Annotated in this window: 17 protein-coding genes; 8 read left to right on the top strand and 9 right to left on the bottom strand. The window is 67.1% G+C overall.

The features are described from left to right. Nucleotides 1-35: 35 nt before the first annotated feature. The 3 genes from CSW60_RS18210 to CSW60_RS18200 all read right to left on the bottom strand — a co-directional run bounded on the left by CSW60_RS18210 (nt 36) and on the right by CSW60_RS18200 (nt 2,759). Nucleotides 36-1,319 (bottom strand): DUF1254 domain-containing protein, encoded by a 1,284-nt coding sequence (locus CSW60_RS18210; protein WP_099538590.1) that lies wholly within the window; start codon nt 1,317-1,319, stop codon nt 36-38. 123 nt (nt 1,320-1,442) lie between these two features. Then, on the bottom strand, nt 1,443-1,859 hold the full coding sequence (locus CSW60_RS18205; protein ID WP_099539181.1) for a host attachment protein: 417 nt from the start codon (nt 1,857-1,859) through the stop codon (nt 1,443-1,445). Nucleotides 1,860-1,952: 93 nt separating this feature from the next. Next, nucleotides 1,953-2,759 (bottom strand): RNA methyltransferase, encoded by an 807-nt coding sequence (locus CSW60_RS18200; RefSeq protein ID WP_099538589.1) that lies wholly within the window; start codon nt 2,757-2,759, stop codon nt 1,953-1,955. A 76-nt stretch (nt 2,760-2,835) separates the two neighbouring features. Between CSW60_RS18200 and CSW60_RS18195 the strand changes: the two genes are divergently transcribed. After that, nucleotides 2,836-3,831, top strand: a complete 996-nt coding sequence (locus CSW60_RS18195; protein ID WP_099538588.1) for a serine hydrolase — start codon at nt 2,836-2,838, stop codon at nt 3,829-3,831. Nucleotides 3,832-3,875: 44 nt separating this feature from the next. Here the strand turns inward: CSW60_RS18195 and CSW60_RS18190 are convergent, their stop codons facing one another. After that, the gene (locus tag CSW60_RS18190; RefSeq protein WP_099539180.1) at nt 3,876-6,302 is read right to left on the bottom strand and encodes an ATP-binding protein; all 2,427 of its coding nucleotides are present in this window, start codon (nt 6,300-6,302) and stop codon (nt 3,876-3,878) included. 337 nt (nt 6,303-6,639) lie between these two features. On the opposite strand from CSW60_RS18190, the gene CSW60_RS18185 reads away from it, so the two are divergent. The 6 genes from CSW60_RS18185 (at nt 6,640) to CSW60_RS18160 (ending at nt 14,251) form a co-directional block, all read left to right on the top strand. Further along, complete coding sequence (locus CSW60_RS18185; RefSeq protein WP_099538587.1) at nt 6,640-7,854, top strand: NADP-dependent isocitrate dehydrogenase; 1,215 nt, start codon at nt 6,640-6,642, stop codon at nt 7,852-7,854. 210 nt (nt 7,855-8,064) lie between these two features. Further along, on the top strand, nt 8,065-9,126 hold the full coding sequence (locus CSW60_RS18180; RefSeq protein WP_099538586.1) for a type I restriction endonuclease: 1,062 nt from the start codon (nt 8,065-8,067) through the stop codon (nt 9,124-9,126). Between the two features lie 139 nt (nt 9,127-9,265). Further along, nucleotides 9,266-9,832, top strand: coding sequence for a DUF2939 domain-containing protein (locus CSW60_RS18175; protein ID WP_201723086.1), 567 nt, complete (start codon nt 9,266-9,268; stop codon nt 9,830-9,832). Between the two features lie 12 nt (nt 9,833-9,844). Then, the gene (locus tag CSW60_RS18170) at nt 9,845-10,789 is read left to right on the top strand and encodes an AEC family transporter (RefSeq protein ID WP_099538584.1); all 945 of its coding nucleotides are present in this window, start codon (nt 9,845-9,847) and stop codon (nt 10,787-10,789) included. Nucleotides 10,790-10,868: 79 nt separating this feature from the next. Continuing rightward, the gene (locus CSW60_RS18165) at nt 10,869-12,956 is read left to right on the top strand and encodes a TonB-dependent siderophore receptor (protein ID WP_099538583.1); all 2,088 of its coding nucleotides are present in this window, start codon (nt 10,869-10,871) and stop codon (nt 12,954-12,956) included. 74 nt (nt 12,957-13,030) lie between these two features. Next, entirely contained in the window at nt 13,031-14,251 is a 1,221-nt protein-coding gene (locus tag CSW60_RS18160) for a PepSY domain-containing protein (protein WP_236634311.1), read from the top strand. Between the two features lies 1 nt (nt 14,252). On the opposite strand, the gene CSW60_RS18155 is transcribed toward CSW60_RS18160, so the two are convergent. The 4 genes from CSW60_RS18155 to recA all read right to left on the bottom strand — a co-directional run bounded on the left by CSW60_RS18155 (nt 14,253) and on the right by recA (nt 20,191). Beyond that, on the bottom strand, nt 14,253-14,771 hold the full coding sequence (locus tag CSW60_RS18155; RefSeq protein ID WP_099538581.1) for a hypothetical protein: 519 nt from the start codon (nt 14,769-14,771) through the stop codon (nt 14,253-14,255). A 126-nt stretch (nt 14,772-14,897) separates the two neighbouring features. Next, a complete protein-coding gene (gene alaS / locus CSW60_RS18150; RefSeq protein ID WP_099538580.1) occupies nt 14,898-17,540 on the bottom strand; it encodes an alanine--tRNA ligase in 2,643 nt (880 codons plus the stop codon). Nucleotides 17,541-17,763: 223 nt separating this feature from the next. Further along, the gene (locus CSW60_RS18145) at nt 17,764-18,810 is read right to left on the bottom strand and encodes a hypothetical protein (RefSeq protein WP_143324207.1); all 1,047 of its coding nucleotides are present in this window, start codon (nt 18,808-18,810) and stop codon (nt 17,764-17,766) included. A gap of 310 nt (nt 18,811-19,120) precedes the next feature. Continuing rightward, complete coding sequence (gene recA / locus CSW60_RS18140; RefSeq protein ID WP_099538578.1) at nt 19,121-20,191, bottom strand: recombinase RecA; 1,071 nt, start codon at nt 20,189-20,191, stop codon at nt 19,121-19,123. 264 nt (nt 20,192-20,455) lie between these two features. Here recA and CSW60_RS18135 point away from each other — a divergent pair, with 264 nt between their 5' ends. After that, complete coding sequence (locus CSW60_RS18135) at nt 20,456-22,063, top strand: EAL domain-containing protein (protein WP_099539179.1); 1,608 nt, start codon at nt 20,456-20,458, stop codon at nt 22,061-22,063. Between the two features lie 36 nt (nt 22,064-22,099). On the opposite strand, the gene CSW60_RS18130 is transcribed toward CSW60_RS18135, so the two are convergent. Next, entirely contained in the window at nt 22,100-23,923 is a 1,824-nt protein-coding gene (locus CSW60_RS18130) for a DUF885 family protein (protein ID WP_099538577.1), read from the bottom strand. Nucleotides 23,924-24,003 lie beyond the last annotated feature (80 nt).

Here is a 24,003-nt window from a genome sequence, read left to right as displayed (position 1 = left end):
CTTTGCCGCCGCGCGCCGTCCGGGTCGAGCCCTGATCAGGCCTTGACGACCGGCGGCAGGCGGTAGCGGCCGTCCAGGAGTTCGGCCCGGGGCAGATAGGCGCGCAGGTACATCGCGAAAGGCCCCGTCTTGGGCGCGGGCAGCCAGTTGGCCGAGCGTTCGCCGCCAGGGTCGGTTCGGCTGATCCAGATATCCAACCCGCCATCGGCGTTGCGTTTCAGGCCCTTAGTGCGGTCGCCGATCGTGTAGCGCTTGAGAGGATTGTCGGTGAAGAAGAACTGGCCGTCGGCCGTGGCCTCGTACATCGACAGCGACCAGAAGCCGTCCAGCGGCAGTTTGGCAGGCAGGCTCAGGCGGTAGACATCATCGCCCGTGAACAGGCCCGCCCCGTCGTCGCCGGCCGCCTTCATGTACATCGCCTCGGCCACCGGCAGGGCGCCCAGGCCCTGCAAGGCGACGATCGCGCGGTAGAGATAGTCCTGGCCGTAGTCGCCAAGCGTCGGACGCGGATAGGACCAGCCGCCGGTGAAGGTCTGCCGCCCCTTGGCGAACACGGTGATCAGCTTCGCCTCATCGACACCGCCCGCGGCCGTGGCGGCGTCGAAGGGACCCGCGCCCAGGAAGGCGGCGGTGCGGCGCAGGATGCGCAGGTCGGTCGGCGGCGCGGGATCGCTGGCCAGCAGGGCGCGGGCGGCGGCGAAATAGGCTTCCGGCGCGGCGTCGCGCGTGGCGTAGCCCGGAACCGGCGCGGCGGCCGCCCCCTTCAGCCCAAACCCGTCCTGCGCCTTGTGCGCGGCGGCCAGGTCATCGCCGCCGTCGGTCAGCACCCGCAGCAACAGCCAGGCGTGCGGCGTCGCGATCCGGACGGGGTTGGGCCCCGTCGAAGCCTGCCCCGGTCCGACCAGGGTGAAGGTTCCGCCCTCCCCGCCGATCGTGCGCGTCCCCAACACCACGTTGTTGTTGGTGAACATGTCCATGACCGCCGCCGAGTAGTAGCGCTGGCCCATCGGCGGGATGGTCAGGATCGCCGGCCCGCTGGTCAGGTCTAGGAAGGCGTAGGAATAGAGGGTGTCGTTGTTGGGCGTGGTCACCCGGCGCGACGTGTGGTCCGACAGGGTCCGCGCATGGTCCAGCTTGTTGATCGCCGCGCCGGGCGCCTTCAGCATCCGGGCGCGGGTGGTCGCCATCTCGATCAGCGGCAGGGCGTAGAGATAGGCGTCGCGCGCCGCCGTCGTGTCTGTCGGCGTAGCGGCGCGGGCTTGGAAGGCGGGCGTAAAGCCCAGCGCGCTGGCCATGGCCAGCAGCTCTCGACGGTTCATGGCGCTCTCTCCCCAACGCTGTTTGGCCAACGTTTGTTTGGAGGCGAGTGAACGCGGGAAAGACGAGCGGCGCAAGGCCGCTCGCCTCCCGTCTACCGCTCCCGGGGAGCCGCCGGGCGCGTATCAGGCCGCGTTGGCGTAGCGCGCGGCGTGGACCGCGGCTTCCAGCGTGATGATGGTGGCGTCGACGCGCTCGTGCGGATCCGAGCCGACGACCTTCTTGGCGAGGCCCGGCGACAGCGCCTCGCGCAGATGGCCCAGCGCGCGCGGCGGCGCGACCAGGATGATCTGGTCGAAGTGATGCTTAGCGCCGAGGCTTTCCAGCCGCTTGGCCAGGTCGGTCAGGAACGCCTTTTCGGCGCGGTCCCGAGCATCGCCCGAGTGGGTGATGTGGCTGGGGGCAGCGTGATCGTGATGTTCCTTTACGTCGGCCAGCCATTCGGGACGGTCATGCAGCGGACCGTCGATGCGCGGCTGCTCAAGCAGGCGAGCGCGGCGACCGTCAGCGACGACGACGAGGGTGATGGCGTCTGGGTTCATGGAGAGGCTCCTTTTTGACCACTTGAACGCAGCCTGCGCCTCGCCGATCCGGCGGCGGATGATCCAGGTCAAATCCGCCGCGGGATCTCGTCCTTAAGGAGCGGGCTTCTTGGCCGCCTTTTCCGCCAGTTTGGCCAGAACGCGGCCCCGTCCCTTGCTGAGCGCGGTGATCACGCCCCGGAAGGTGCGGACCTCCTGGTCGGTCAGGCGGGCGCGCGCCAGCGGGACCCGCAGGTTGCGGACCATCGACGGCTTCTTCTCGGGCGGATGGTAGAAGCCGGCCTTCTCCAGCTCGTCCTCCAGATGCTCATAGAGGCCCAGAAGGGCGGCCTGGTCGGCGGGCTCCTCGACATTGTGCTCGAACTTCTTCCAGGGCCGGTCGTCCTGGGTCATCTTCCATTCGTAGGCGTTGATCGACACGGCCTGGGCCAGATTCAGCGATCGGAACCGCTCGTCGATCGGGATCGAGACGATGGCCTGGCAAAGGGCGATGTCGTGGGTCTCCAGCCCCGCGCGCTCGCCGCCGAACAGCAGCCCGACCTTGCGGCCCTGGGCGACTTCCTCGGCCAGATGGGCGGCGCTCTCGCGCGGCGTGTAGACCGGCAGGCGTGTCTCGCGCGGACGGGCCGTGGTGGCGTAGACCAGCTTCAGGTCGGCGATCGCCGCCTCCAGGCTGTCGAACACCTTGGCGTCGTCCAGCGGCCAGCTGGCGCCCGAGGCGCTGGCCCAGGCGCGCTCCTGCGGCCAGCCGTCGCGGGGCCGCACCAGGCGCAGGTCATAAAGGCCGAAATTGGCCATGACCCGCGCGACCGAGCCGATGTTCTCGGCCAGCTGGGGTTCGTTCAGGATCACGCAGGGCGGCGCGGGTCGCGCCGCGGCGGACGGGTTTTCATCGGTCATCCGCTCCCTTTGCCGCCGACCGCGCACAAGACGCAAGAGGGCAGGAGCTTAACCACTAGGGGCGCGTTTAGACGGGATGTACCGACGCGCCTTCCTGACCGCCCTCGCCGCCGCGCCCTTTCTCTACGCCTGTGGGGAAAAACCGATGCTGGGCCAGGAGGATCCAGCCATGGATCCCAAGGACCTGCGCAAGTCGATAGACCCCATCGCCGCGCGCGCCGATCCGGGCGTGCTGGGCGTCGCCGCCGAGGACCTGGGCACGCGCCAGCTTTGGGATTTCAACGGCGATCACCCCTTCATGCTGGGCGCGGCCGCCCGTATCCCGATCCTAGCCGCGGTGCTGGCCGATCAGGCGGCCGGCCGCCTTGATCCGAACGAGACGATCACGGTGCGCGATGTCGATCTCTCGCCGCCGCCCAGCGCGGTGGCGGACGCTTGGCCTGGCCGACGATCGTATACGGTGGCGGCGCTGGAGGCGCTGGCCAGGGCCGGCGACAACACCGCTCTCGACCTGCTCGCCAAGCGGATCGGCGGTCCGGGCGCCGTCAACGGCTGGCTGGGCGTGCGACAGCTGACCGGAATCTCGGTCGACCGCTATCGCCGCCAGGTCGAGACCGAGGCTGCGGGTCTGGCTTCGTTTCGCGCCGACTGGAAAGGCGAGACGGCCTGGCGGCGCGCCATCACGAGCGTCTCGACGAACGAACGCGCCAGCGCGATCCGTCGGCGCGCGGCCGACGACCGCGACACGGCCACGCCCGTGGGACTGGTCCGTCTACTCGAAGCATTCAACACCCGCGAAGCCTTCGCGAGCGCCGATCCGCGCCTGCTGACCGGAGATGATCCTGGCTATCTCGCCACGGGCCTGCCTAAAGGCGCCAAGATCTGGCAGGCGGCCGGCGCGAACCGCGTCGACCTCGGCGTAACGCCCGAAAGCCACGCCGTCGCGTTGATCGAACTCGAGGACGGTCGGCGCATCGCCCTGGCGGTCTTCCTGTCCGGCTCGACCGCCGACACCGCGGCCCGCGAGGCGATCATCGCCGAGACGGGTCGGACCGTCTTGAAGTCGTTCTAGAACACTGTCTGACGACGAACCGGGCCTGCTCGTCGAGAAATGCTCTAGCCCTGTCGCGCCCGCGCCAGCGCCTCGATGAGCTGTCCCGGATGCAGGGGCTTGGCCAAATGCAGGTCGGCGCCGGCGGCCTGGGCGGCGGCGATGTGCTCCTCCATGGCGTTGGCGGTCAGCATGATGACCAGCATCGGCCGCGCGCCGGAGGCGGCTTCGCGAGCGCGAATGGCGCGGGTGGCCGACAGGCCGTCCATCACCGGCATCTGCATGTCCATCAGCACCGCGTCGAACGTCTTCGCGTCCAGCGCGGCGAGCGCCGCCTCGCCGTCGGCGACCAGGGTCAGGTCCACGCCGAATGACTCCAGCACGATCTCGACGACCTTGCGATTGGTCGGGTGGTCCTCGGCGACCAGCACGCGCAGCCCCTCCAGCGAGACCGCTTCGCCCCCCGCTTCCTCGGTCTCGGCCGGAAGCGCCTCGCAACGCGGCAGCGGTAGCACGACCTCGAAGCGCGCTCCCGCCCCCGGCGCGCCGTCGGCGCTGATCCGTCCGCCCATCTTCTCGGTCAGGGCCGCGCAGATCGACAGGCCCAGGCCCGTGCCGCCGTACTGGCGGGTGATCGACTGGTCGGCCTGGACGAAGCGCTTGAACAGGCGCGCGCGCACCGCCGCGTCGAAGCCGACACCCGTGTCTCGGACAACGAAGCGCACGCCGTCCTCGACCTGGTCGACATCCAACGCCACCTCGCCCGCGTCGGTGAACTTGACGGCGTTGGCCAGCAGGTTCGAGAGGATCTGACTGATGCGCCCGGCGTCGCCTTCGTAAGTCCCCGCCGTGTCAGGCGCGACCGACCAGCGGAAGGTCAGGGCCTTGGCCTGGGCGGCGGCGGCGTGCAGCTCGGCCATGCCCCGCACCAGGCGGGCCAGATCGAACGGCTCGGGCGTGAGCTGGAACTCGCCGGCCTCGATCTTCGAGACATCCAGGATGTCGCTGAGCACCTGCTCCAGCAATCGCCCGGAAGACGAGACCAGCGCCGCCAGCTCCCGACGGACGCTCAGGTCCTGCTCCTCGGCCAGGCGGTCGCCAATGGCGATGACGCCGTTCAGCGGCGTGCGCAGCTCATGGCTCATATTGGCGAGGAAAACCGACTTGGCCTGGTTGGCGCGCTGCAGCTCGGCCGTGCGCTCGGCGACCCGCTCCTCAAGCGACCGCAAGAGCTCCTCGTTGCGGTCCCGCTGGCCGCGCAGCGAGCGGGCCAGGGCGCCGATCTCGTCCTCGCGCGCCTCGATCGGTTCGGCCGCCGCGGGGTCGCCCAACCGCTGGGCCTCGGCCAAGTCGTGCAGGGGCGCGACCACCATCTGGTTCGTGAGGCGGTACAGCAGCAACACCTGGACAAGCACGCCCAAGAAACCGAACAACAGCACCCAAGAGGCGGTCTTCAGCGACGGACAGATGATATCCCCCGACGGGAAGGTCATCAGGAACCACCAGCCTGGCTCCACCAGGCGACCATAGGCCACCAGACGGTCGCCCCGCGGCGACAGCACCGCGCCCACCTTGCGGTTCTGCGCCCGGATCGTCTGGACCAGGCGCTTGAGGTCGCCGTCCGCCTCGAAGCGGCGCAGGGAGGCCGCGTCGACCGTTCCCTTGCGGGAAAGCCCCTGGGCGGCGATCAGGTCGCCATTGTCGGCGACGATCAGGTTACGCCCGCCCGGCAGAGCATCCCCCACCGCTCGCAGCAGATAAGAGTCCAGCGAGATGCTCGCCCCGAAGGCGCCGACGAACCGGTCCTTCAAATAGAAGGGCGTCAGGCAGGCGACGGTGAGCCGGCGTCCCGTCGGATCGGAAATCAACCGCCTCAGCTTGGTGCACTTCATCGCCCGTTCGGGGTTGTTCTCCGGCAGGGTCAGCAGGGTCATTTCCTCGCGAGCGATGCTGAGGTCCGGCGGCGCGTCCCGCCGGTAGAACTGCAGCTTGTCGGCCCGATGCGGCCCGAACATCACGAGACGCGAGTCCGGCGTGAAGAAGTAGAAGTTATCGTAGTGACGCAGCTGCGCCTCGCCGGTGGCCGCCACCACGTCCAGGGCCGAGACGAACAACGACTTGTCGGCCGGCGTCAGGGCGGCGGCGTTGGGCAGGTACGCCCCCACGCCATAGACGTACCTCTCGCCAATCCGAGCTCCGTCGAAGAGGCCGGGCGCCGAGCGGCGGGTGCCGTCGCCGTGGTCGGGGAACAGGGCGTCGAACCGCGCCAGGTCTCGCGCGCGGTCGCCATTCTCCAGGCGGCGCGTCAGCGCCTCGGCCGCGGCGTCGTGAACCTTCACCAGGTCGGAGAACAGCCGATCCTCGGTCTTGACCCGTTCGCCGACATAGGCGGCCAGGTGGCGGGTCTGGGTGTCGGCGGCGCTTTCGCGCACAAAGAAGAAAGCCGCGGCGGTCGCGACCCCCGTCACCGCGATCGACAGCATCGCGACCATGGTCAGCAGACGACGCGCCAAGGGCCGCGTCACCTGAGCATTCGTGGCTTGATCGCCGTTCACCGCGCCCCCGCGCCGGTCGCTTCTGCGGACCGGCCTTGCTCTGAAATGCCAATCCTCGCGCTACGAAGCGCCTTTCCGACCCGTCGCCCGCCCAGCGCCCCCGCCTGACGAACAACCCAAAACCGCGAACTCAAACCTCGAACGCGCGTCGCGCGCCAACCGATCCGCTTTTCCCTCGCCACGCAACAGTCTATAGCCACCCGGTCCGCGCCGCGTCCTGGCCCTGTGCGCCAGGCCGCTCCAGGCGCGCCACCGCCAGAGGAACTGCCCCGCAATGGCCAAGATCAAAGTCGCCAATCCCGTCGTCGACATGGACGGGGACGAAATGACCCGGATCATCTGGAAGCTCATCAAGGATAAGCTGATCTTCCCGTACCTGGACCTGGAACTGGATTACTACGACCTTTCGGTTGAAAATCGCGACGCCACCGACGACCAGGTGACGATCGACGCGGCGAACGCCACCAAGAAACACGGCGTCGCCGTCAAGTGCGCCACCATCACGCCGGACGAAGCCCGCGTGAAGGAATTCAATCTCAAGAAGATGTGGAAGTCGCCGAATGGCACGATCCGCAACATCCTGGGCGGCGTGATCTTCCGTGAACCGATCATCTGCCAGAACGTGCCGCGCCTGGTGCCGGGCTGGACCCAACCGATCATCGTCGGCCGCCACGCCTTTGGCGACCAGTACCGCGCCACCGACTTCCTCTTCCCCGGCAAGGGCACCCTGACGATCAAGTTCGTCGGCGAAGACGGCCAGACCATCGAGCACGAAGTGTTCAAGGCTCCGGGCTCCGGCGTCGCCATGGCGATGTACAACCTCGACGAGTCGATCCGCGAGTTCGCCCACGCCTCGTTCGCCTACGGCCTGAACCGCAAGTACCCGGTCTACCTGTCGACCAAGAACACGATCCTCAAGGCCTATGACGGTCGCTTCAAGGACATCTTCCAGGAAGTCTACGACGCGCACTACGCCGAGCAGTTCAAGGCTCTCGGCATCCACTACGAGCACCGCCTGATCGACGACATGGTCGCCTCGGCGCTGAAGTGGTCGGGCGGCTATGTCTGGGCTTGCAAGAACTACGACGGCGACGTGCAGTCGGACATCGTCGCCCAGGGCTTCGGTTCGCTGGGCCTGATGACCTCGGTGCTGATGACGCCGGACGGCAAGACGGTGGAAGCCGAAGCCGCCCACGGCACCGTCACCCGCCACTACCGCCAGCATCAGAAGGGCGAGAGCACCTCGACCAACTCGATCGCCTCGATCTTCGCCTGGACGCGTGGCCTGGCCCACCGCGCCAAGCTGGACAACAACGCCGAGCTGGCCAACTTCGCCGCCACCCTGGAAAAGGTCTGCGTCGACACTGTCGAGAGCGGCTACATGACCAAGGACCTGGCCCTGCTGGTCGGCGACAAGCAAGGCTGGCTGACCACCGAAGGCTTCCTCGACAAGATCGACGAGAACCTGAAGAAGGCCATGGCCGTCTAAGCCTTCGCCTCAAGCGAAGACGACTGCGAGAACGCCCCCGAGATCCCTCGGGGGCGTTTTTCGTATCAGGCTCAGCGCGGAGCCAGCATTCCCTCCCAAAATCACAGACCAAAAGCCAACCACGGCCCATCCGAGCTTCGTCAACGGTGTGGACGAAAGCGAGAACAGACGCCATTGTACCCTTGAAACGTGCATCGGGGAGGGCGCGGCATGGATTTAGCAACGCGATTAGCGGAACTTCAAAAGCGAACCATCGAACATCGAGAAGTTCTCCTGACCGAGGAGGCGGCCAAGACCGCGCTCGTCATGCCGTTCATTCAGGCACTCGGCTATGACGTCTTCAACCCGTCGGAGGTGATCCCGGAGTACACCTGTGACGTCGGTACGAAAAAGGGCGAGAAGGTCGACTACGCGATCTGCGATGCCGGCAAAGTAAAGATCCTGATCGAGTGCAAACCTGCCTCTTCGGCCTTAAATCTGAACCACGCCAGCCAACTGTTCCGCTATTTCAGCGTCACCGACGCTAGGCTGGCCATCCTAACAAACGGCGTCGTCTTCCAGTTCTATTCGGACGTCGAAGCGCCCAACAAAATGGACGACAAGCCGTTCTTTTCATTCAGCATGGACACGCTGAAACCTACCGATATTCGAACCATCGAAAAGTTCTCCAAGCACGCCTTCGATATCGAGAAAATCGTTCAGGAGGCGGGCTTTCTGAAACTTCAATCGCTACTCCGTAAGGAGTTAGAGAAGGAGTTTTCCGATCCATCGGAGGAATTCGTGCGAATGATGGCTAGCCGCGTTCACGACGGCCGCATCACATCGCAAGTGCGCGAGAACTTCTCCAAGCTGCTCACGAATACGATTGCGACGCTTATACGAGATTTAGTCAATGAAAGGCTCTCTTCGGCCCTGAATGCATCGACCATACCTGAGGAGGTCGCGGCGCCGTCCGAGGCGGAAGAGGCTGAAGTCATCACGACCGCCGAGGAAATTTCGGGCTTCCACATCGTCCAGGCAATCGCAGCTAAGCACGTTCATCCGAAGAGGATCGTCATGCGCGACGCAAAATCCTATTGCGCAATCCTACTCGATGACAACAACCGAAAGAGCATTGCTCGCCTACACTTTAATAGCGCCACTACTAAATACTTTGGGACTTTCACCGGAAAGGAAGAGACCCGTCATCACATCGGCGAACTGACCGATATCTATCAATTCTCCGACCTAATTGCGCAAAGGCTCAAGGAGCTGGATGGCGCTAGCGACTGAACCTCCAATGCGCGCCTAGCCGTAGGGAGGTCGGGGCTACTAGATCCTCAGCACGAGGAGGCGGTAGCCCCTGACGTGCGAGCGCCCTTGCGAGCCAGCCGGAGAACTGGTCTATCCGGTGCCAACCTTCGGAGCCGGCATGACCCTGCAGAAGCGGATCTGGGATCTGATCGTGCTGGCGATCTTCGTGTTCGCCGCCACGTTCGTTTCCGCGCCGTGGTTCGCGTTCCGGGCGCTGAAGGCGGCGGCGCAGTACGAGGACGTCCAGGCGATCGGCGAGCTCGTCGATTTCCCCGCTGTCCGCAGCAGTCTCACGGCGCAACTGGTCGCCGATGCGCCGGCCGCCAAGCCGGAGACTCCCTCGATCTGGCGCGACCCGATGGGGGTCTTCAAGAAGGCCGTGGAGCCGATCGCGCCGCCAGAGCCCAAGGTCGATCGCTATCTGACGGTGTCGGGCTTCAACGCCCTGACGCGCGGCTACGCCCCCGGCGCGCCGCCGCTGGAGCCGTCGTCCGGCGAAGCGCTGAAACGGGCCCTCAAGGGTCCCCACCCCACCATCGCCTATTGGGATCCGAACCGCGTCCGCATCGTGGTCAAGCGTCCTGGAGCCCCCGGCAAGGCGACCGTCTTCACCTTCGAGCGCCGGGCGCTGTTCACCTGGAGGCTGGTCCACATTCGCCTTCCGGCCGACGAGCGACAGGCCTGAGAGGTTTCGATCGTGATCGCTGTCGTCGCTGACGTCCTGGCCCGCGTCTGGCCGTTCTTTCTGCTGGTCGGGGCCGGGCTGGGGCTGACCCGGCTTCGCCTGCTGGACGCCGAGCAAGCCAGAGGCCTGTCGATCTATGTCTACTGGATTGGCTTCCCCGCTCTGCTGGTCCACTCGCTGTCGCGCGTGGGGCGACCAGGACCCGAGCTGACGGCCGGCCTGGCGGCCTACGCGGCCGTGGGCCTCGCGGTCATGGCGATGATCGTCATCCTGGGCCGGGCGTTGGGATGGACCAAGGCCGAACGGGCCGGCGCGGGGATCGCCAGCGGCGTCGGCAACAGCGCCTTCTTGGCCCTGCCCATCACCTCGGCGGTCCTGGGCGCCGAGACCGCGCGCCTGGTCGCGGGCGTGATCGCGGTCGACTTCGTGATCCTGTCGGCGGCGGGCGTGGGCCTGCTCGGCTGGGCGGCCGGGCGATCGGTGTGGCGTTCGGTCCTTCAGGCGTTCCGCAATCCCGTCGTCGCGGCCGCCTTCGCCGGCGTCGCCCTGGCGCTGCTAGAGGTCAGGCCGCCCGAGGCGCTGGATCGCGCCCTGGGCCTGGCCGCCGCCTCGGGCAGTCCGGTCGGCCTCGTGGCGCTGGGCGCGGCGCTGGGTCTGCGCGAAGCCGGGAGCGAGGCCACGCCCCGCAATGGCCCCATCGTCACGGCGACCGTCGCCAAGCTCGCGCTGTTTCCAGTGCTCGCCTGGCTGGTCATCGGCCTGACGCCCGCGCCGCCGGCCTTCCGCGCCGGAGCGACCCTGCTCGCGGCCGCCCCCACGGCCGTCAGCGTCTTTATCCAGACGCGCGCCTACGACGTCTTCGCGCGAGGCGCCGCCCGCACCGTGGCCCTGACCACGGCGGCGGCGCTGCTGACCCTCGCTGTGACGGTGCTTCTGCTTCCGGGTGCGAGGCCTTAAGGGCCGCGCTGGTTTGACACCGCCGATCTCGACCGATAGATGATTTTGAGAATCATTATCGTTCGCATTGAGATCTCCCATGCTTCCCACCTTCCGCGCCCTGCTGCTGGGCGGGGCCGCCTTGGCCTGCGCCGGCGCTTCGAGCCTCGCGGTCGCTGCGGAAACGAGCGCGGACGTCGCTGACGCCAATCAGGTGGATCGCGTGGTGATCACGGGAGCGCGGACGCGGACCTCGGCGGTGACCGGCCTCGACATGAGCCTGCGTGAAACGCCTCAATCGGTCAGCCTTGTCGGTCAGGACCGGATCCATGACTTCGCCCTGACCGACGTCCACCAGCTGCTGGCCCAGATCACGGGCGTGAACGTCGAACGGGTCGAGACCGACCGGACCTATTACAATTCCCGCGGCTTCGACATCACCAACTTCCAGGTCGACGGCATCGGCCTGCCGCTGATCTGGGGCATCCAGTTCGGCGAATTGGACACCGTGCTGTTCGACCGCGTCGAGGCCGTTCGCGGCGCCAACAGCATGATGACCGGCACGGGCAATCCGTCGGCGACGATCAACTATGTGCGCAAGCGCCCGACCAACACTTTCCAGGCCTCGGCCGCCGCGCAATACGGCTCCTGGCACGACTATCGCCTCGAAGCCGACGTTTCGGGCCCGCTGAACGCCTCGGGCACGCTGGCGGGCCGGCTGATCTACGCCAACGAGGACAGGGACAGCTACCTCGACCACTACAAGGTCAACCGCAACGTCTATGGCGCGCTGCTGGCCTGGGACGCCACGCCGAACCTGACGGCGACGGTCGGCTGGTCGATGCAGGACAACCGGGCGAAGGGCAACAACTGGGGCGCCCTGCCCCTGCTCTACAGCGACGGCTCCCGGATCGACTATCCGCGCTCGGCCTCGACCTCGGCCGACTGGACCCACTGGAACGTTCGCGACCAGACCGCCTTCGCCGAGCTCGCCTGGCGCTTCGACAACGGCTGGCAGGTCAAGACCATCGGCACCTACAAGCGCTTCGAGGAAAACGCGAAACTGCTTTACGCCTATGGCGCGCCTGACAAGACGACCGGGCTGGGCGTCCTGGGCATGGCGGGCGTCTATCCGTCCGTCTATGAGAACTACATTCTCGACGCCTACACCTCCGGCCCCTTCAAGCTGTTCGGACGCGAACACCAACTGGTGATCGGCGGGCAGACCTCGCGCTCCCACGGCCACGAGTACGAAGACTCCTCCGCCGACACGATCATCTACGGCCCGGTCTGGGACTGGGATAGCGCCCAGCTGGCCGAACCGACCTTCCCCGGCGCGTATCTGGCGGCGGACCAGATCGACCGCCTGAACCGCTTCTACGCGGCCGCCCACCTGAACGTGACGGATCAGCTGAAAATCGTCGGCGGCTTCAACGCCCTGTGGCTGAAATCCAAGGGCTTCTCGTACGGCGCCGACCAGGCGCGTGACGCCAGCAAGGTCAGCCCCTATCTCGGCGCGGTCTATGATCTGAACGAAAACGTCTCGCTGTACGCGAACTACACCGACATCTTCAATCCGCAGGCCGAGGTCGACGTCAATCACGTCAAGCTCGACCCGGCTCATGGCAAGAGCTACGAGGCCGGCTTCAAGAGCGAGTGGTTCAACAAGCGGCTTTATGTGACGGGCGCGGTCTTCACGTCGCGCCAAGCCGATCTGGCCGAGTACGCGGGGACCTTCGACGACGGCAAGAGCTACTACGCGGGCGTCGACACCAAGGCGACGGGTTACGAGCTGGAAGCAACCGGCGCCGTCAACGCCCAATGGCGCGTGAGCCTGGGCTGGACCGACATGTCGATCAAGGACGGCGATGGCGACGCCGCCCGCATCTACCTGCCGCGCAAGACGCTCAAGGCCTCGACCACCTATACGATCCCCACGCTGCGGAACCTGACCCTGGGCGCTCAATTCCGCTGGCAGGACGACATCCAGACCTCCGACCAGACGATCACCCAGAACGCTTATGGCGTGCTGGATCTGATGGCGGGCGTGGACGTGTCCGAAAAGGTGCGCGCGACGCTGAACGTCAAGAACGCGACCGACAAGGGCTACCTGACCAGCCTGATGTGGGGGCAATCCTACTACGCCGCGCCGCGCAGCGTCTCGCTGCGTCTGGACTACGCGTTCTAGGCCGGGATCCCATGGACGCGCGCACTCCGCCCCTCTTGGCCCGCAAATCCCGTCCGGCGTCGCCAAGGCCGGCCTTGCGGCCTTTCCTGGGCTTCCTGCACCGGTGGGGCGGGCTGGCGATCGCCGGCTTCCTGTTCATCTCGGGCGTGACGGGCGCGATCATCTCGTGGGACCACGAGCTGGACGACCTGCTCAATCCGCACCTCATGCACGCCCGCACGGACGGCCCGTCCCTGCCGCCCCTGGAGTTGGCCCGGCGCATCGAGGCGCGCGATCCCCGCGTGCAGGTCACCTATGTCCCGCTGACGCCCGAGCCTGGCGAAGCCTATGCCTTTGGCGTCGAGCCGAAGCGCGATCCCGCCACGGCCAAGCTGTTCGCGCCGGGCTACAACCAGGTTTTCATTGATCCGGCGACCGGCGACGAGCAAGGCCGTCGGCAGTGGGGCGCGGCCTGGCCGATCACCTCCGAGACCTTCGTCTCGTTCCTCTACGTCCTCCACTACAGCCTGCATATTCCGGCGATGTGGGGGATCGACCGCTGGGGCGTTTGGCTGATGGGCGTCATCGCCGTCATCTGGACGCTGGACTGCTTCGTCGGCTTCTACCTGACCCTGCCCTCTCGCGCCTCGGCCAAGACCGGCAAGAGCTTCTGGAGCCGGTGGAAGCCGGCCTGGCAGATCAAGACCAAGGCCAGCGCCTATCGGATCAACTTCGACATCCACCGCGCCTTTGGCCTGTGGTTGTGGGGCGTGTTGTTCACCGTGGCGTTCACGGCCTTCTCGCTGAACCTCTATAGCGAGGTGTTCTATCCGGCGCTCTCCAAGATCTCGAAGACCACGCCGGGCCCCTTCGAGCTGCGCGCGCCCGCGCCGCTGGACCAGCCGATCATCGCCCAGCGCGGCTATGCCGAGATCATCGCAACCGCCAAGGCCGAGGCCAAGGCGCGCGGCTGGAGCACGCCGGCGGGCGGAGCCTTCTATTCGCCGGCCTATGGGATCTATGGCGTCGGCTTCTTCGAGCCTGGCGGGGATCATGGCGCGGCGGGCGTCGGCCCGCCCTATCTCTACTACGACGGCCAGACCGGGAAGTTCGCGGGCCAGCGCCTGCCCTGGGTCGGGACCGCCGCCGACATCTTCGTCCAGGCGCAGTTCCCCCTGCACTCGGGCCGTATCCTGGGCTTGCCCGGCCGGATCCTAATCTCTCTCACCGGCCTCGTCGTCGCCGCGCTCAGCGTCACCGGCGTCGTCATCTGGTGGAAGAAACGCAAGGCGCGGGTCGGGCGGGCGCGACGCTGAGTTATCTGGCGGCCGCCACCTGCTTGCCGCTCAGGAGATTGGACGTCGGCTTTCCGCCTGGCGCGCCCTGGTCGCCGGCGGCCCAGCCGTCCGGACACGCGCCGAGCCGCTGGTAGCGCCGCGCCTGGACGATCTTGCCGCCAGGGTCCTGCAGAGGCTGAAGCGCGAAGCGGACCGTGAAGTCCTCTGGCGTCTTGCGCGTCGTCGTGACGTAGAGGCCATAGCGCGCGCCGCCCGCCTCGCAGCGGGTGATCCGCTCTTGCGCCGTGTCCTTGGCTGGCTTGCCGACGGGCAGACATGGCAGGCCGTCGACCTTAGGCTCCACGCGCGTAAACGAGGCCGCCAGCTCGGGATTGGCGCAGATGTCGATCGCCGCCCCGCCCTTGCCGCCGGAGTCCTCGACGACGGAAACCCGCCATAGGTCCGGAGGGGCGAAGTTGACCTGCGTCCTGGCGACCTCGCGCTCGCAGGCCCCCAGCGTCAGGACCAAGCCCAGGGCCGCCAGCTGGCGTGTCTTCATGTCGCTCCGCCCCAAAAGAATTACAACCGTAACTCAGTTGAGGGCCTGACCGCGCCGTCGTCAAGCGGATACGAGAAAGGGGACGCCTATTCGGCGTCCCCTTCATGTCTTCCCGCGAGGAAAGGATCAGCCGGCCAGCGCCGCCTTGACGGCCGCCAGGCCTTCCTGGGCCTTGCTGTCGTCGGGCGCGCCGCCCTGCGCGAAGTCGGCCTTGCCGCCTGCGCCCTGCCCGCCCATGGCGATCACGGCGGCCTTGGCGAGGTCCGCGGCGCTGAACTTGCCCGTCAGGTCGGCGGTGACCGCCACGGTGACGGCGGCCTTGCCCTCGGACGTGCCGACCAGGGCGACCACGCCCGAGGTCAGCTGTTTCTTGAACTCTTCCGCCACGCCGCGCAGCTCCTTGCCGCCGACGCCGTCCAGCACGCGGGCGATCAGGGCCACGCCATTGACGTCCTCAGGACCCGAGGCCGCGCCGCCGCCGCCCAAAGCCAGCTGCTTCTTGGCCTCGGCCAGTTCCTTCTCAAGGCGCTTGCGGTCGGCGATCAGGGCGTCGACGCGTGAGGCGACCTCGGCGACCGGAGTCTTGAACTGGTCGGCCAGCGACTTGGCCACGCCCGCCTGATCCAGCAGGAAGCGGCGGGCCGCCTCGCCGGTCAGGGCCTCGATGCGGCGCACGCCGGCGGCGACGCCCTGCTCCGAGACGATCTTGAACAGGGCGATGTCGCCGGTGCGGGCCACGTGGGTGCCGCCGCACAACTCCACCGAATAGGCCTTGGCCTCGTCGGTCAGCGACTTGCCCAGGGTCAGGACGCGGACGCTATCGCCGTACTTCTCGCCGAACAGCGCCACGGCGCCGGCCTCGATGGCCTCCTGCGGCGCCATTTCCTTGGTCTCGGCCGGGACGTTCTGGCGGATGACCGCATTGACCTCGGCCTCGATCTTGTCGAGCTCTTCCGGGGTCAGCGGGCCGCCGTGGCTGAAGTCGAAGCGCATGCGCTCGCCGTCGACCATCTGGCCCTTCTGGGCGACGTGCGGGCCCAGCACATGGTGCAGGGCGGCGTGCACCAGGTGGGCTGCCGAGTGGTTGGAGCGAGTGGTGTGGCGGCGCTCGGCGTCGACCGAAGCCACGACCTTGTCGCCGACCTTCAGATCGCCCGACAGCTCGACGCGGTGGACGTGCAGGTCGCCGGCCTGTTTCTGAGTGTCGATGACGCGGTTCTCGCGGCCGTTGGCCTCAAGCACGCCCTGGTCGCCGGCCTGGCCGCCGCTTTCGGCGTAGAAGCTGGTGCGGTCCAGCAGGACCTCGACAGTCGTCCCGCCGGTCGCGCTTTCGACCTCGGCGCCGTCCACGACGATCGCCTTGACGACGCCGGTCGTCTCGGTGGTCTCGTAGCCCACGAAGTCCGTCGCGCCGTTCTTTTCCTTGATCGCGAACCAGGCCGCAGCTGCGCCCTGCTGGCCCGAACCGGCCCAGTTGGCGCGCGCCATCTCGCGCTGCTTCTGCATGGCCGCGTCGAAGCCGTCGGTGTCGACCGTCAGGCCCTTGGCCCGCACCGCGTCCTGGGTCAGGTCCAGCGGGAAGCCGTAGGTGTCGTAGAGCTTGAAGGCGGTCTCGCCGTCCAGCACGCCGCCGGCCGAAAGGTTGGCGGTGGCCTCGTCCAGCAGGCCCATGCCGCGGCCCAGGGTGACGCGGAAGCGCTCTTCCTCCTGGCGCAGGGTCTCAACGATCGAGGCCTCGGCGCGGCGCAGTTCCGGATAGGCCTGGCCCATCTCGCGGACCAGGACCGGGGCCAGGCGGTGCATCAGCGGCTCGTTCGCGCCCAGCAGGTAGGCGTGGCGCATGGCGCGGCGCATGATCCGGCGCAGGACGTAGCCACGACCTTCGTTCGAGGGCGACACGCCGTCGGCCAGCAGGAACGAGGACGAGCGCAGGTGGTCGGCGATCACGCGGTGCGACGGCGCCTGGGCGCCTTCGGCCTTGACGCCGGTCAGCTCGACGCTGGCCGCGATCAGGGTCTTGAAGAGATCGATGTCGTAGTTGTCGTGCTGGCCCTGCAGCACGGCCGCGATCCGCTCCAGGCCCATGCCGGTGTCGATCGAGGGCTTGGGCAGCGAGACGCGCTCGCCGCCGGCCAGCTGCTCGAACTGCATGAACACGAGGTTCCAGATCTCGATGAAGCGGTCGCCGTCCTCATCGGGGCTGCCGGGAGGGCCGCCGGCGATCGACGGGCCATGGTCGTAAAAGATTTCCGAGCACGGACCGCAAGGGCCGGTGTCGCCCATGGACCAGAAGTTGTCGCTGGTCGGGATGCGGATGATCTTGTCGTCCGACAGGCCGGCGATCTTCTTCCACAGCGCGGCCGCCTCGTCGTCGGTGTGGTAAACCGTGACCAGCAGCTTGTCCTTGGGCAGCTTGAACTCGCCGGTCAGCAGGGTCCAGGCGTGATGGATCGCCTGCTCCTTGAAGTAGTCGCCGAACGAGAAGTTGCCCAGCATCTCGAAGAAGGTGTGGTGGCGGGCGGTGTAGCCGACATTGTCGAGGTCGTTGTGCTTGCCGCCGGCGCGGACGCACTTCTGCGAGCTGGCCGCGCGCGGATGGGCCGGGGTCTCGGCGCCGGTGAAGACGTTCTTGAACGGCACCATGCCGGCGTTGACGAACAGCAGCGTCGGATCGTTCTGCGGCACCAGCGGCGCGGACGGGACCACGGCGTGGTCGGCCTTGCCGAAGTAGTCGAGGAAGGTGCTGCGGATCTCGTTCAAGCTGGGCATGAGCGTCTCAAGTCTTAAGCGTCCGGCGAGCGGCCGGGAGTCGCGCGCTGCATAGCGCGGTTTTTAGCGAAGGGGAAACCGACTCGCAGATGGGAGCGCGGGTTAAGGCGGAAAAGGGCGGGTCCGGCGCGCCACGCAATTGGAGTTGGCCTCCCCGAAATCCGCGGGAGGACGGATCACGGCCCCGGCCAAATCGCGCTCGCCCTGTCCGGGCAAGCGCGGCTCATCGCGGGTTGTCCCAGGGCTTCGGAACCTCGGCCTTCGCGGAGAGGAGACCGGTCATGCTCTGCGTCACGACAAAGCTCGCGGCCGGTTCAAGGTCCTTCGCCCCCTGGCGGTAGAGGACAACGAGATAGTCGCCTATCGGTCGCCAACCGACGCCGCCGACGCCGACGCGCGCCACGAAGGGCTCGCCGTCGATGACGACGACCGCCGAGGTCACGGTGTCGCTGAAGTCGGTGAACTCGGTCTTAGCCGCCTCTCCAAACGTTGGAAGGCTATCGGCGCCGGTCATGTCGCGAGCGGCGAACCGCTTGGCGGCGACCATGAGCGCCGGATAGCGACGCGCCGCCGCGACGGGGGCCGCCGCGGCGACGGAGGGTTCCGAGACGCCAAGGGTTCGCGCGAGCGCCGTGGCGAGTTGCGTCGCGAGCGGGGCGGCGGACCGTCGAAGCGCCTGGCTCTCGCCAAAGGACTCGGTGACCTTGAAGGCGTCGCGATAGCGGACCGAGAGGCGGCAGGCGGGGCGCCAACCGCCTCGCCAGGGCGTGATCTCGACGTCGAATCCAGGAACGGGCCCATCCACGCTATCGCGCTGCACGAGCACGGCGGCTTTCTTCATGACGCCGACACGACGACTGGAGGTCCAGCATAGGTCCGTAAACGCCGGCGGGGCCGGCAAGGTCACCGGCTGTCCGCCCGCCATGCGAAAGAAGACGTCTCGCGTGCAATTCGCCGTGCCTTCCATGCGCTCGGCTCGCCAGACGCCAGGCGAGAGTATGGACAGCTCCAGGGCTCCGCCGGAGTCGACGTCGAGCAGACGCTCGGCGGCCGCTCGAACGGCGCGCGGCGGCGCGGCGACCGCTCCTCGGACGATCAAGGTGGGCGCAAGCAGGGCGTTGACGTCAAGCTTGACGAAATCGGAGTGGGTCCGAGCGCGCTGCCGCACTTGGTCGGCGAGCTGGCGACAGGGGGCCAGTTGATCCTGCGGCGCCGCCAGCAATGGCGTCGGCAGGCCGGCGATCACGACCGCCGTAAGGATCGAACGCATCATCTCTCCCTCCGCCTTCAGGTTGTGCCGCCCAGCTCCATCCAGGGCAAGGCGAAGATCATCCGCGACCTCGAGCGTCCAGCATCCGCAAAAGAAATAGGCCGCCTGGCATGGGGTCCAGGCGGCCTGATCGCGGCCGTCGCGGCGGTGGGGCCGCGGGCGTGTTGAAGGCGGGGACCGCCCGTGGCTGAGGCGAGGGCCGCGAAACCCTGGATCGTTTCCGATCGGAAACGATCCAATCTCTTGCCTGAACGCATTTTCTGGCGACGAACCGGTATCCACTTCGTCGGAAAATGCTTGAGCGCGAAGGCTATTCCTCGTCGCCCTCCTCCGGGCCGCCGACCAGAAGCTCTTCCTCGATCTTCTGCGACGACTTGCGGACGGCCGCTTCGATGCTGCTGGCGATGTCCGGATTGTTCTTCAGGAACTCGCGGACATTGTCGCGGCCCTGGCCGATGCGCTGGCTGCCGTACGAGAACCACGAGCCGGCCTTCTCGATGATGCCGGCCTTGACGCCCAGGTCGATGACCTCGCCCAGCTTGGAGATGCCCTCGCCGTACATGATGTCGAACTCGACCTCGCGGAACGGCGGGGCCACCTTGTTCTTGACGACCTTCACGCGGACGTTGTTGCCGATGATCTCGTCACGAACCTTGACCGAGCCGGTGCGGCGGATGTCCAGGCGCACCGAGGCGTAGAACTTCAGCGCGTTGCCGCCGGTGGTCGTTTCCGGGCTGCCGTACATCACCCCGATCTTGTGACGGATCTGGTTGATGAAGATGACGATGGTGTTGGCCTTGTTGATAGAGGCGGTCAGCTTGCGCAGCGCCTGGCTCATCAGGCGCGCCTGCAGGCCCGGCAGGCTGTCGCCCATCTCGCCTTCGATTTCGGCCTTCGGGGTCAGGGCCGCCACGGAGTCGACGACGACGATGTCGACCGCGCCCGAGCGAACCAAGGTGTCGGTGATCTCGAGCGCCTGCTCGCCGTTGTCCGGCTGGGAGACCAGCAGGTTGTCGAGATTGACGCCAAGCTTGTAGGCGTAGGACGGGTCCAGCGCGTGCTCGGCGTCGACGAAGGCTGCGGTGCCGCCGGCCTTCTGCACCTCGGCCACGACGTGCAGGGCCAGGGTGGTCTTGCCCGAGCTTTCCGGACCGTAGACCTCGACGATCCGCCCCTTAGGTAGGCCGCCGATGCCGAGCGCGATGTCGAGACCGAGCGAGCCGGTCGAAACCGACTCCATCTCGACCTTGCCCTTTTCGCCCAGCTTCATCACCGAGCCCTTGCCGAACGCGCGGTCGATCTGGGCGAGAGCCGCCTCTAGCGCGCGTTGCTTATCGCCTTCTTCCTTGGCCACGAGTTTCAAAGCCGCCTGACTGGTCATTGTTGGTCCGCCCTCTATCCCATGATTCCGGTGGGTCGCCCGGCGCTTCCAGCGCCCTGTCGAAACGACCTGTGGAACACCCTTAATGCGTACCGCCTTTGTTCCATGTTCGCAAGATGTTCTCACACGCAGAAACGTCCGTTTCTGTCGTAGACCGCGCGCCCTTGAAAAAATGGGCTGGGGTTGAGCCCCTAAACCCAGGGTTTGCAACCGGTCCTTAAGCCAATTGTGGAAGCTTCCAGGTCAGTCTTGGAGAAGGCCGCCTTGTCGATCGATCCCCGCCGCTTGTTGGGCCTCGCCTTCGCCAGCGCCGACCTTCTGGTCGAGCTGCGGGACGGCCAGGTTCGCCTGGTGCTCGGCGCGGCGCAGCGGATCATGGGCCGAAGCGAAGCGGCCTTGACCGGCGCGGCCTGGACCAGCCTCTTCCATCCCGATGATCGCCCGCTGATGGCGTCCGTGCTGGCGTCCGCCGACGATGGCCAGCGTCGCGGTCCGATCGTGCTTCGCCTGGCCGACGACGAGACGCGCCATGTCGGCGTCATCCTGCGCGCGCTTCCCGAGAACGAAGGCCGCATCTCCTGCGCGGTCACCGTCGCCCACGCTTCGGCCCCGGCCCTGAAGCCTGGCGAACTGCAGCCGCGCGAGTCGTTCGACGACATCGCCAAGGGCCTGTTCGAGGCGGCCCGCGCCACCGGCATGGAGCTGGAGCTGGCGATGGTCGAGTTCGCTGGGCTCGGCGCCATGCGCGACGGCCTCTCGCCCAGCGAAGCGGCCGAGCTGGACGTCCGCGTGGCCGGCGCGGTGCGCGCGGAGGCCCACGGCGGCTCGGCGGCGACCCAGCTGTCGCAGGACCGCTTCGCTCTGGTGCGGTCTCGCGACGAGCAGTCCGAGACCATGCTCAAGCGTCTGAGCCAGATCGTGAACACCGAGGCCAAGGCGCATGTCGTGCCTCTGGACAACGCCTCGCCGCCGTCGCGAGCGCTGCGAGCGCTGCGCTACGCGCTGGATGATTTCCTGCGCGGCGGCCTGAAGGACGGCCCGCCCGCCAATCTCACCGAGGCGATGAACCGCTCGGTCAAGCGCACCCTGGCCCAGGCCGGCGCGCTGAGCGCGGTGATCACCCAGCGCCGCTTCAGCCTGGCCTTCCAGCCGGTCGTCGCCATGGCTACGGGCCTGGCGCATCACCACGAGGCCCTGGTCCGCTTCGAGGACGGCGCCAGCCCCTTCGCCATGATCCGCATGGCCGAGGAGTTCGACCTGATCGAGGAGCTCGACAAGGTCGTGGTGGAACAGGTGATCAAACGCCTGGCCAACGACTACGACGGCAAGCTGAAGCTGGCGGTGAACATCTCGGGCCGCACGATCGTCTCCGAGACCTTTGTCGATCATATCGACCGGATGCTGGCCCGCTTCGACGAGGTGAAGGGCCGCCTGATCTTCGAGATCACCGAAACCTCGGCGATCGACGACCTGCCGTTCGCCAACCAGAACATCCAGGCGCTGCGCTCGATGGGCTCGATGGTGTGCCTGGACGACTTCGGCGCCGGTTCGGCCTCGTTCGCCTATCTGCAGCAGCTGAACCTGGACATCGTGAAGATCGACGGGCGCTATGTCCGCGAGCTGGCCGACAACAGCCGCGACGGGGCCATGGTCCGTCACCTGGTGCAGATGTGCCGGGACCTCAAGATCCGCACCGTGGCCGAGATGGTCGAGACGCCGGAAGTCGAAGACATCGTCCGCAACGCCGGCGTCGACTTCGCTCAAGGCTGGCTCTACGGCAAGGCGGCGGAAAAGCCCTCCCCCGCCCTGCGAACCACCACCCCCGTCCGCGCCATGGCGCGGCGCGCGGGCGCTTCCGAGAGCTGGGGATAGAGGAGCGCCTCCCCTTTCGAGGAGGCGCCATACCCCTTAGGCCTTGCCGCCCTTGGAGACGATGTAGTTATCGACGACCTGTTCGAGCACGGTCAGCGGCGTGCTGCCCGATAGCAGCGCGGCGTCGTGGAACTCGCGGATATCAAACTTCTTGCCCAGCGCCTTCTGGGCCTTGGCGCGGGCGCGCAGGAAGACGATCTTGCCGATCATGTAGCTGCAGGCCTGGCCCGGCCACACGACATAGCGCTCGATCTCGGTGGTCGTGCCGCTTTCCTCGTCGCCCATCGTCTCAGCCATGTACTTGATGGCCTGTTCGCGGCTCCACTTCTTGTGGTGCATGCCGCTGTCGACGACCAGGCGCACGGCGCGGAACAGGGCGTCGTGCAGCATGCCGATCTGGCCGCGCGGATCGTTCTTGTAGATGCCCATCTCCACGGCGAGCTGCTCGGAATAGAGCGCCCAGCCCTCGGCGTAGCCCGAGAAACCGACGATCTTGCGGATCAGCGGCAAGCCCTGGGCCTCGTTGGACAGCGACAACTGCAGGTGGTGCCCCGGGACGCCTTCGTGCACCGTCAGGGTGGTCAGGGTGTACTTGGCCTGCTCCTTGGTGTCGCGCAGGTTGATCCAGTAGATCCCCGGGCGCTTCCCATCCAGCGAGGGCGAGTTGTAGTAGCCGCCCGGCGCGCCCGCCTCGATGGCCTTAGGCACGCGGCGGATTTCCAGCGGCGCCTTGGGCAGCTGGCCGAAATAGGCCGGCAGCTGCTTCTGGATCCAGGCGGCCTTGGCGTTGAGATCCTTGATCAGCTGCTCCTTGGCCTCGTCGGTGTTCGGATAGAAGTCCTCGCCCAGCTTGCGCATGCGGTCGCCGACCGTGCCCTTCGTCATGCCGATCTTCTTGAACAGCTTGTCGGCCTCGGCCTCGATCGACTTGACCATGTCGAGGCCCAACTGGTGGATCTCGTCCGGCGTCAGGGTCGCGGTCGTGTAGTTCTTCAGGGACAGGGCGTAGTAGTCCGCGCCGTCCTTCAGCCGCCAGACCCCCGCGTCATGCGTGGCCTTGGGACGGATGCTTTCCATCAGCGCTATCTGGCGCTTCAGGGCCGGCAAGACCGAGTTCTCATAGATCTTCGAGGCCTCGCCCGCCCAATCGCCGGCGATGTTCTTTTCCTTGGTCCGGCGCGCGATCGACTTGACCAGCGGCGCGTCGGCGGTCGGCGTGTTCGCGAAAGCCCGCATCTGGATCAGGGTCTTGTCGATGATGAAGTCCGGCGGGATCACGCCATCGGCGATGTCGCGCTTGGCGATCGCCGTCTCCTGGTCCATCAGCCGCGCGAAGCCTTCCATCCGCGCCAGATAGGCGTCGGCGTCGGCCTTGGTCTCGATGCTGTGCTGGGTGTCGAGGAAGTCGGGCATGTACTGGTAGCTGCCCGTCAGCTGGCTCAGCACATAAGGCGCGCCGGAGCCGCCGCCCGCATAGGTGAACTTCCGATTGCCTTCGTCCTGGACGGACATCACGAACTCGACCGTGTCGTAGTTCACCGCGTCCATGCCCTTCAGGGCGCGGCGGTCGATGGCGCGCAGGGCCGCCAGCTGCTTGCTGGTCATGGCCGCGCCCGCTTCGATCGCGGCGAACGAGCGGTCGCCCAGCAGCCCCTTGGTCCAGGCCAGATCGCCGCTGTCGAGGCCCAGGCCTGTGGCGGTCTCGGGCGACTGGCGAAGCTGGATCGCCATCATCTCGTCGAACAGGGCGTTCAGCTTGGCGACCTCGCCCTCGCGGGCAAGAGCCAGGGACGGCAGGCCGCCGGTCGCGGCGAAGCCCGCGGCGGCCGAGGCGAACATCATTTGACGGCGATTGAGCAAGGCTCTTCCTCCCCAGGACATATTTGGAGGACGAAGGCGTAAGGCCGCCGCCCAGCGCGGCGAAATTAATTCCGAGTCAT

The organism is Caulobacter sp. X (assembly GCF_002742635.1).
Taxonomy (GTDB): Bacteria; Pseudomonadota; Alphaproteobacteria; order Caulobacterales; family Caulobacteraceae; genus Caulobacter.
Note: the sequence above shows the minus strand (reverse complement) of the source record. Positions and strands in the feature narration are given on the sequence as shown.

Coding starts and splice junctions, on each gene's coding strand:
- CSW60_RS18210 (WP_099538590.1), bottom strand. CDS start 1,319: ATGAACCGTCGAGAGCTGCTGGCCATGGCCAGCGCGCTGGGCTTTACG.
- CSW60_RS18205 (WP_099539181.1), bottom strand. CDS start 1,859: ATGAACCCAGACGCCATCACCCTCGTCGTCGTCGCTGACGGTCGCCGC.
- CSW60_RS18200 (WP_099538589.1), bottom strand. CDS start 2,759: ATGACCGATGAAAACCCGTCCGCCGCGGCGCGACCCGCGCCGCCCTGC.
- CSW60_RS18195 (WP_099538588.1), top strand. CDS start 2,836: ATGTACCGACGCGCCTTCCTGACCGCCCTCGCCGCCGCGCCCTTTCTC.
- CSW60_RS18190 (WP_099539180.1), bottom strand. CDS start 6,302: ATGGTCGCGATGCTGTCGATCGCGGTGACGGGGGTCGCGACCGCCGCG.
- CSW60_RS18185 (WP_099538587.1), top strand. CDS start 6,640: ATGGCCAAGATCAAAGTCGCCAATCCCGTCGTCGACATGGACGGGGAC.
- CSW60_RS18180 (WP_099538586.1), top strand. CDS start 8,065: ATGGATTTAGCAACGCGATTAGCGGAACTTCAAAAGCGAACCATCGAA.
- CSW60_RS18175 (WP_201723086.1), top strand. CDS start 9,266: ATGACCCTGCAGAAGCGGATCTGGGATCTGATCGTGCTGGCGATCTTC.
- CSW60_RS18165 (WP_099538583.1), top strand. CDS start 10,869: ATGCTTCCCACCTTCCGCGCCCTGCTGCTGGGCGGGGCCGCCTTGGCC.
- CSW60_RS18155 (WP_099538581.1), bottom strand. CDS start 14,771: ATGAAGACACGCCAGCTGGCGGCCCTGGGCTTGGTCCTGACGCTGGGG.
- alaS (WP_099538580.1), bottom strand. CDS start 17,540: ATGCCCAGCTTGAACGAGATCCGCAGCACCTTCCTCGACTACTTCGGC.
- CSW60_RS18145 (WP_143324207.1), bottom strand. CDS start 18,810: ATGCGTTCGATCCTTACGGCGGTCGTGATCGCCGGCCTGCCGACGCCA.
- recA (WP_099538578.1), bottom strand. CDS start 20,191: ATGACCAGTCAGGCGGCTTTGAAACTCGTGGCCAAGGAAGAAGGCGAT.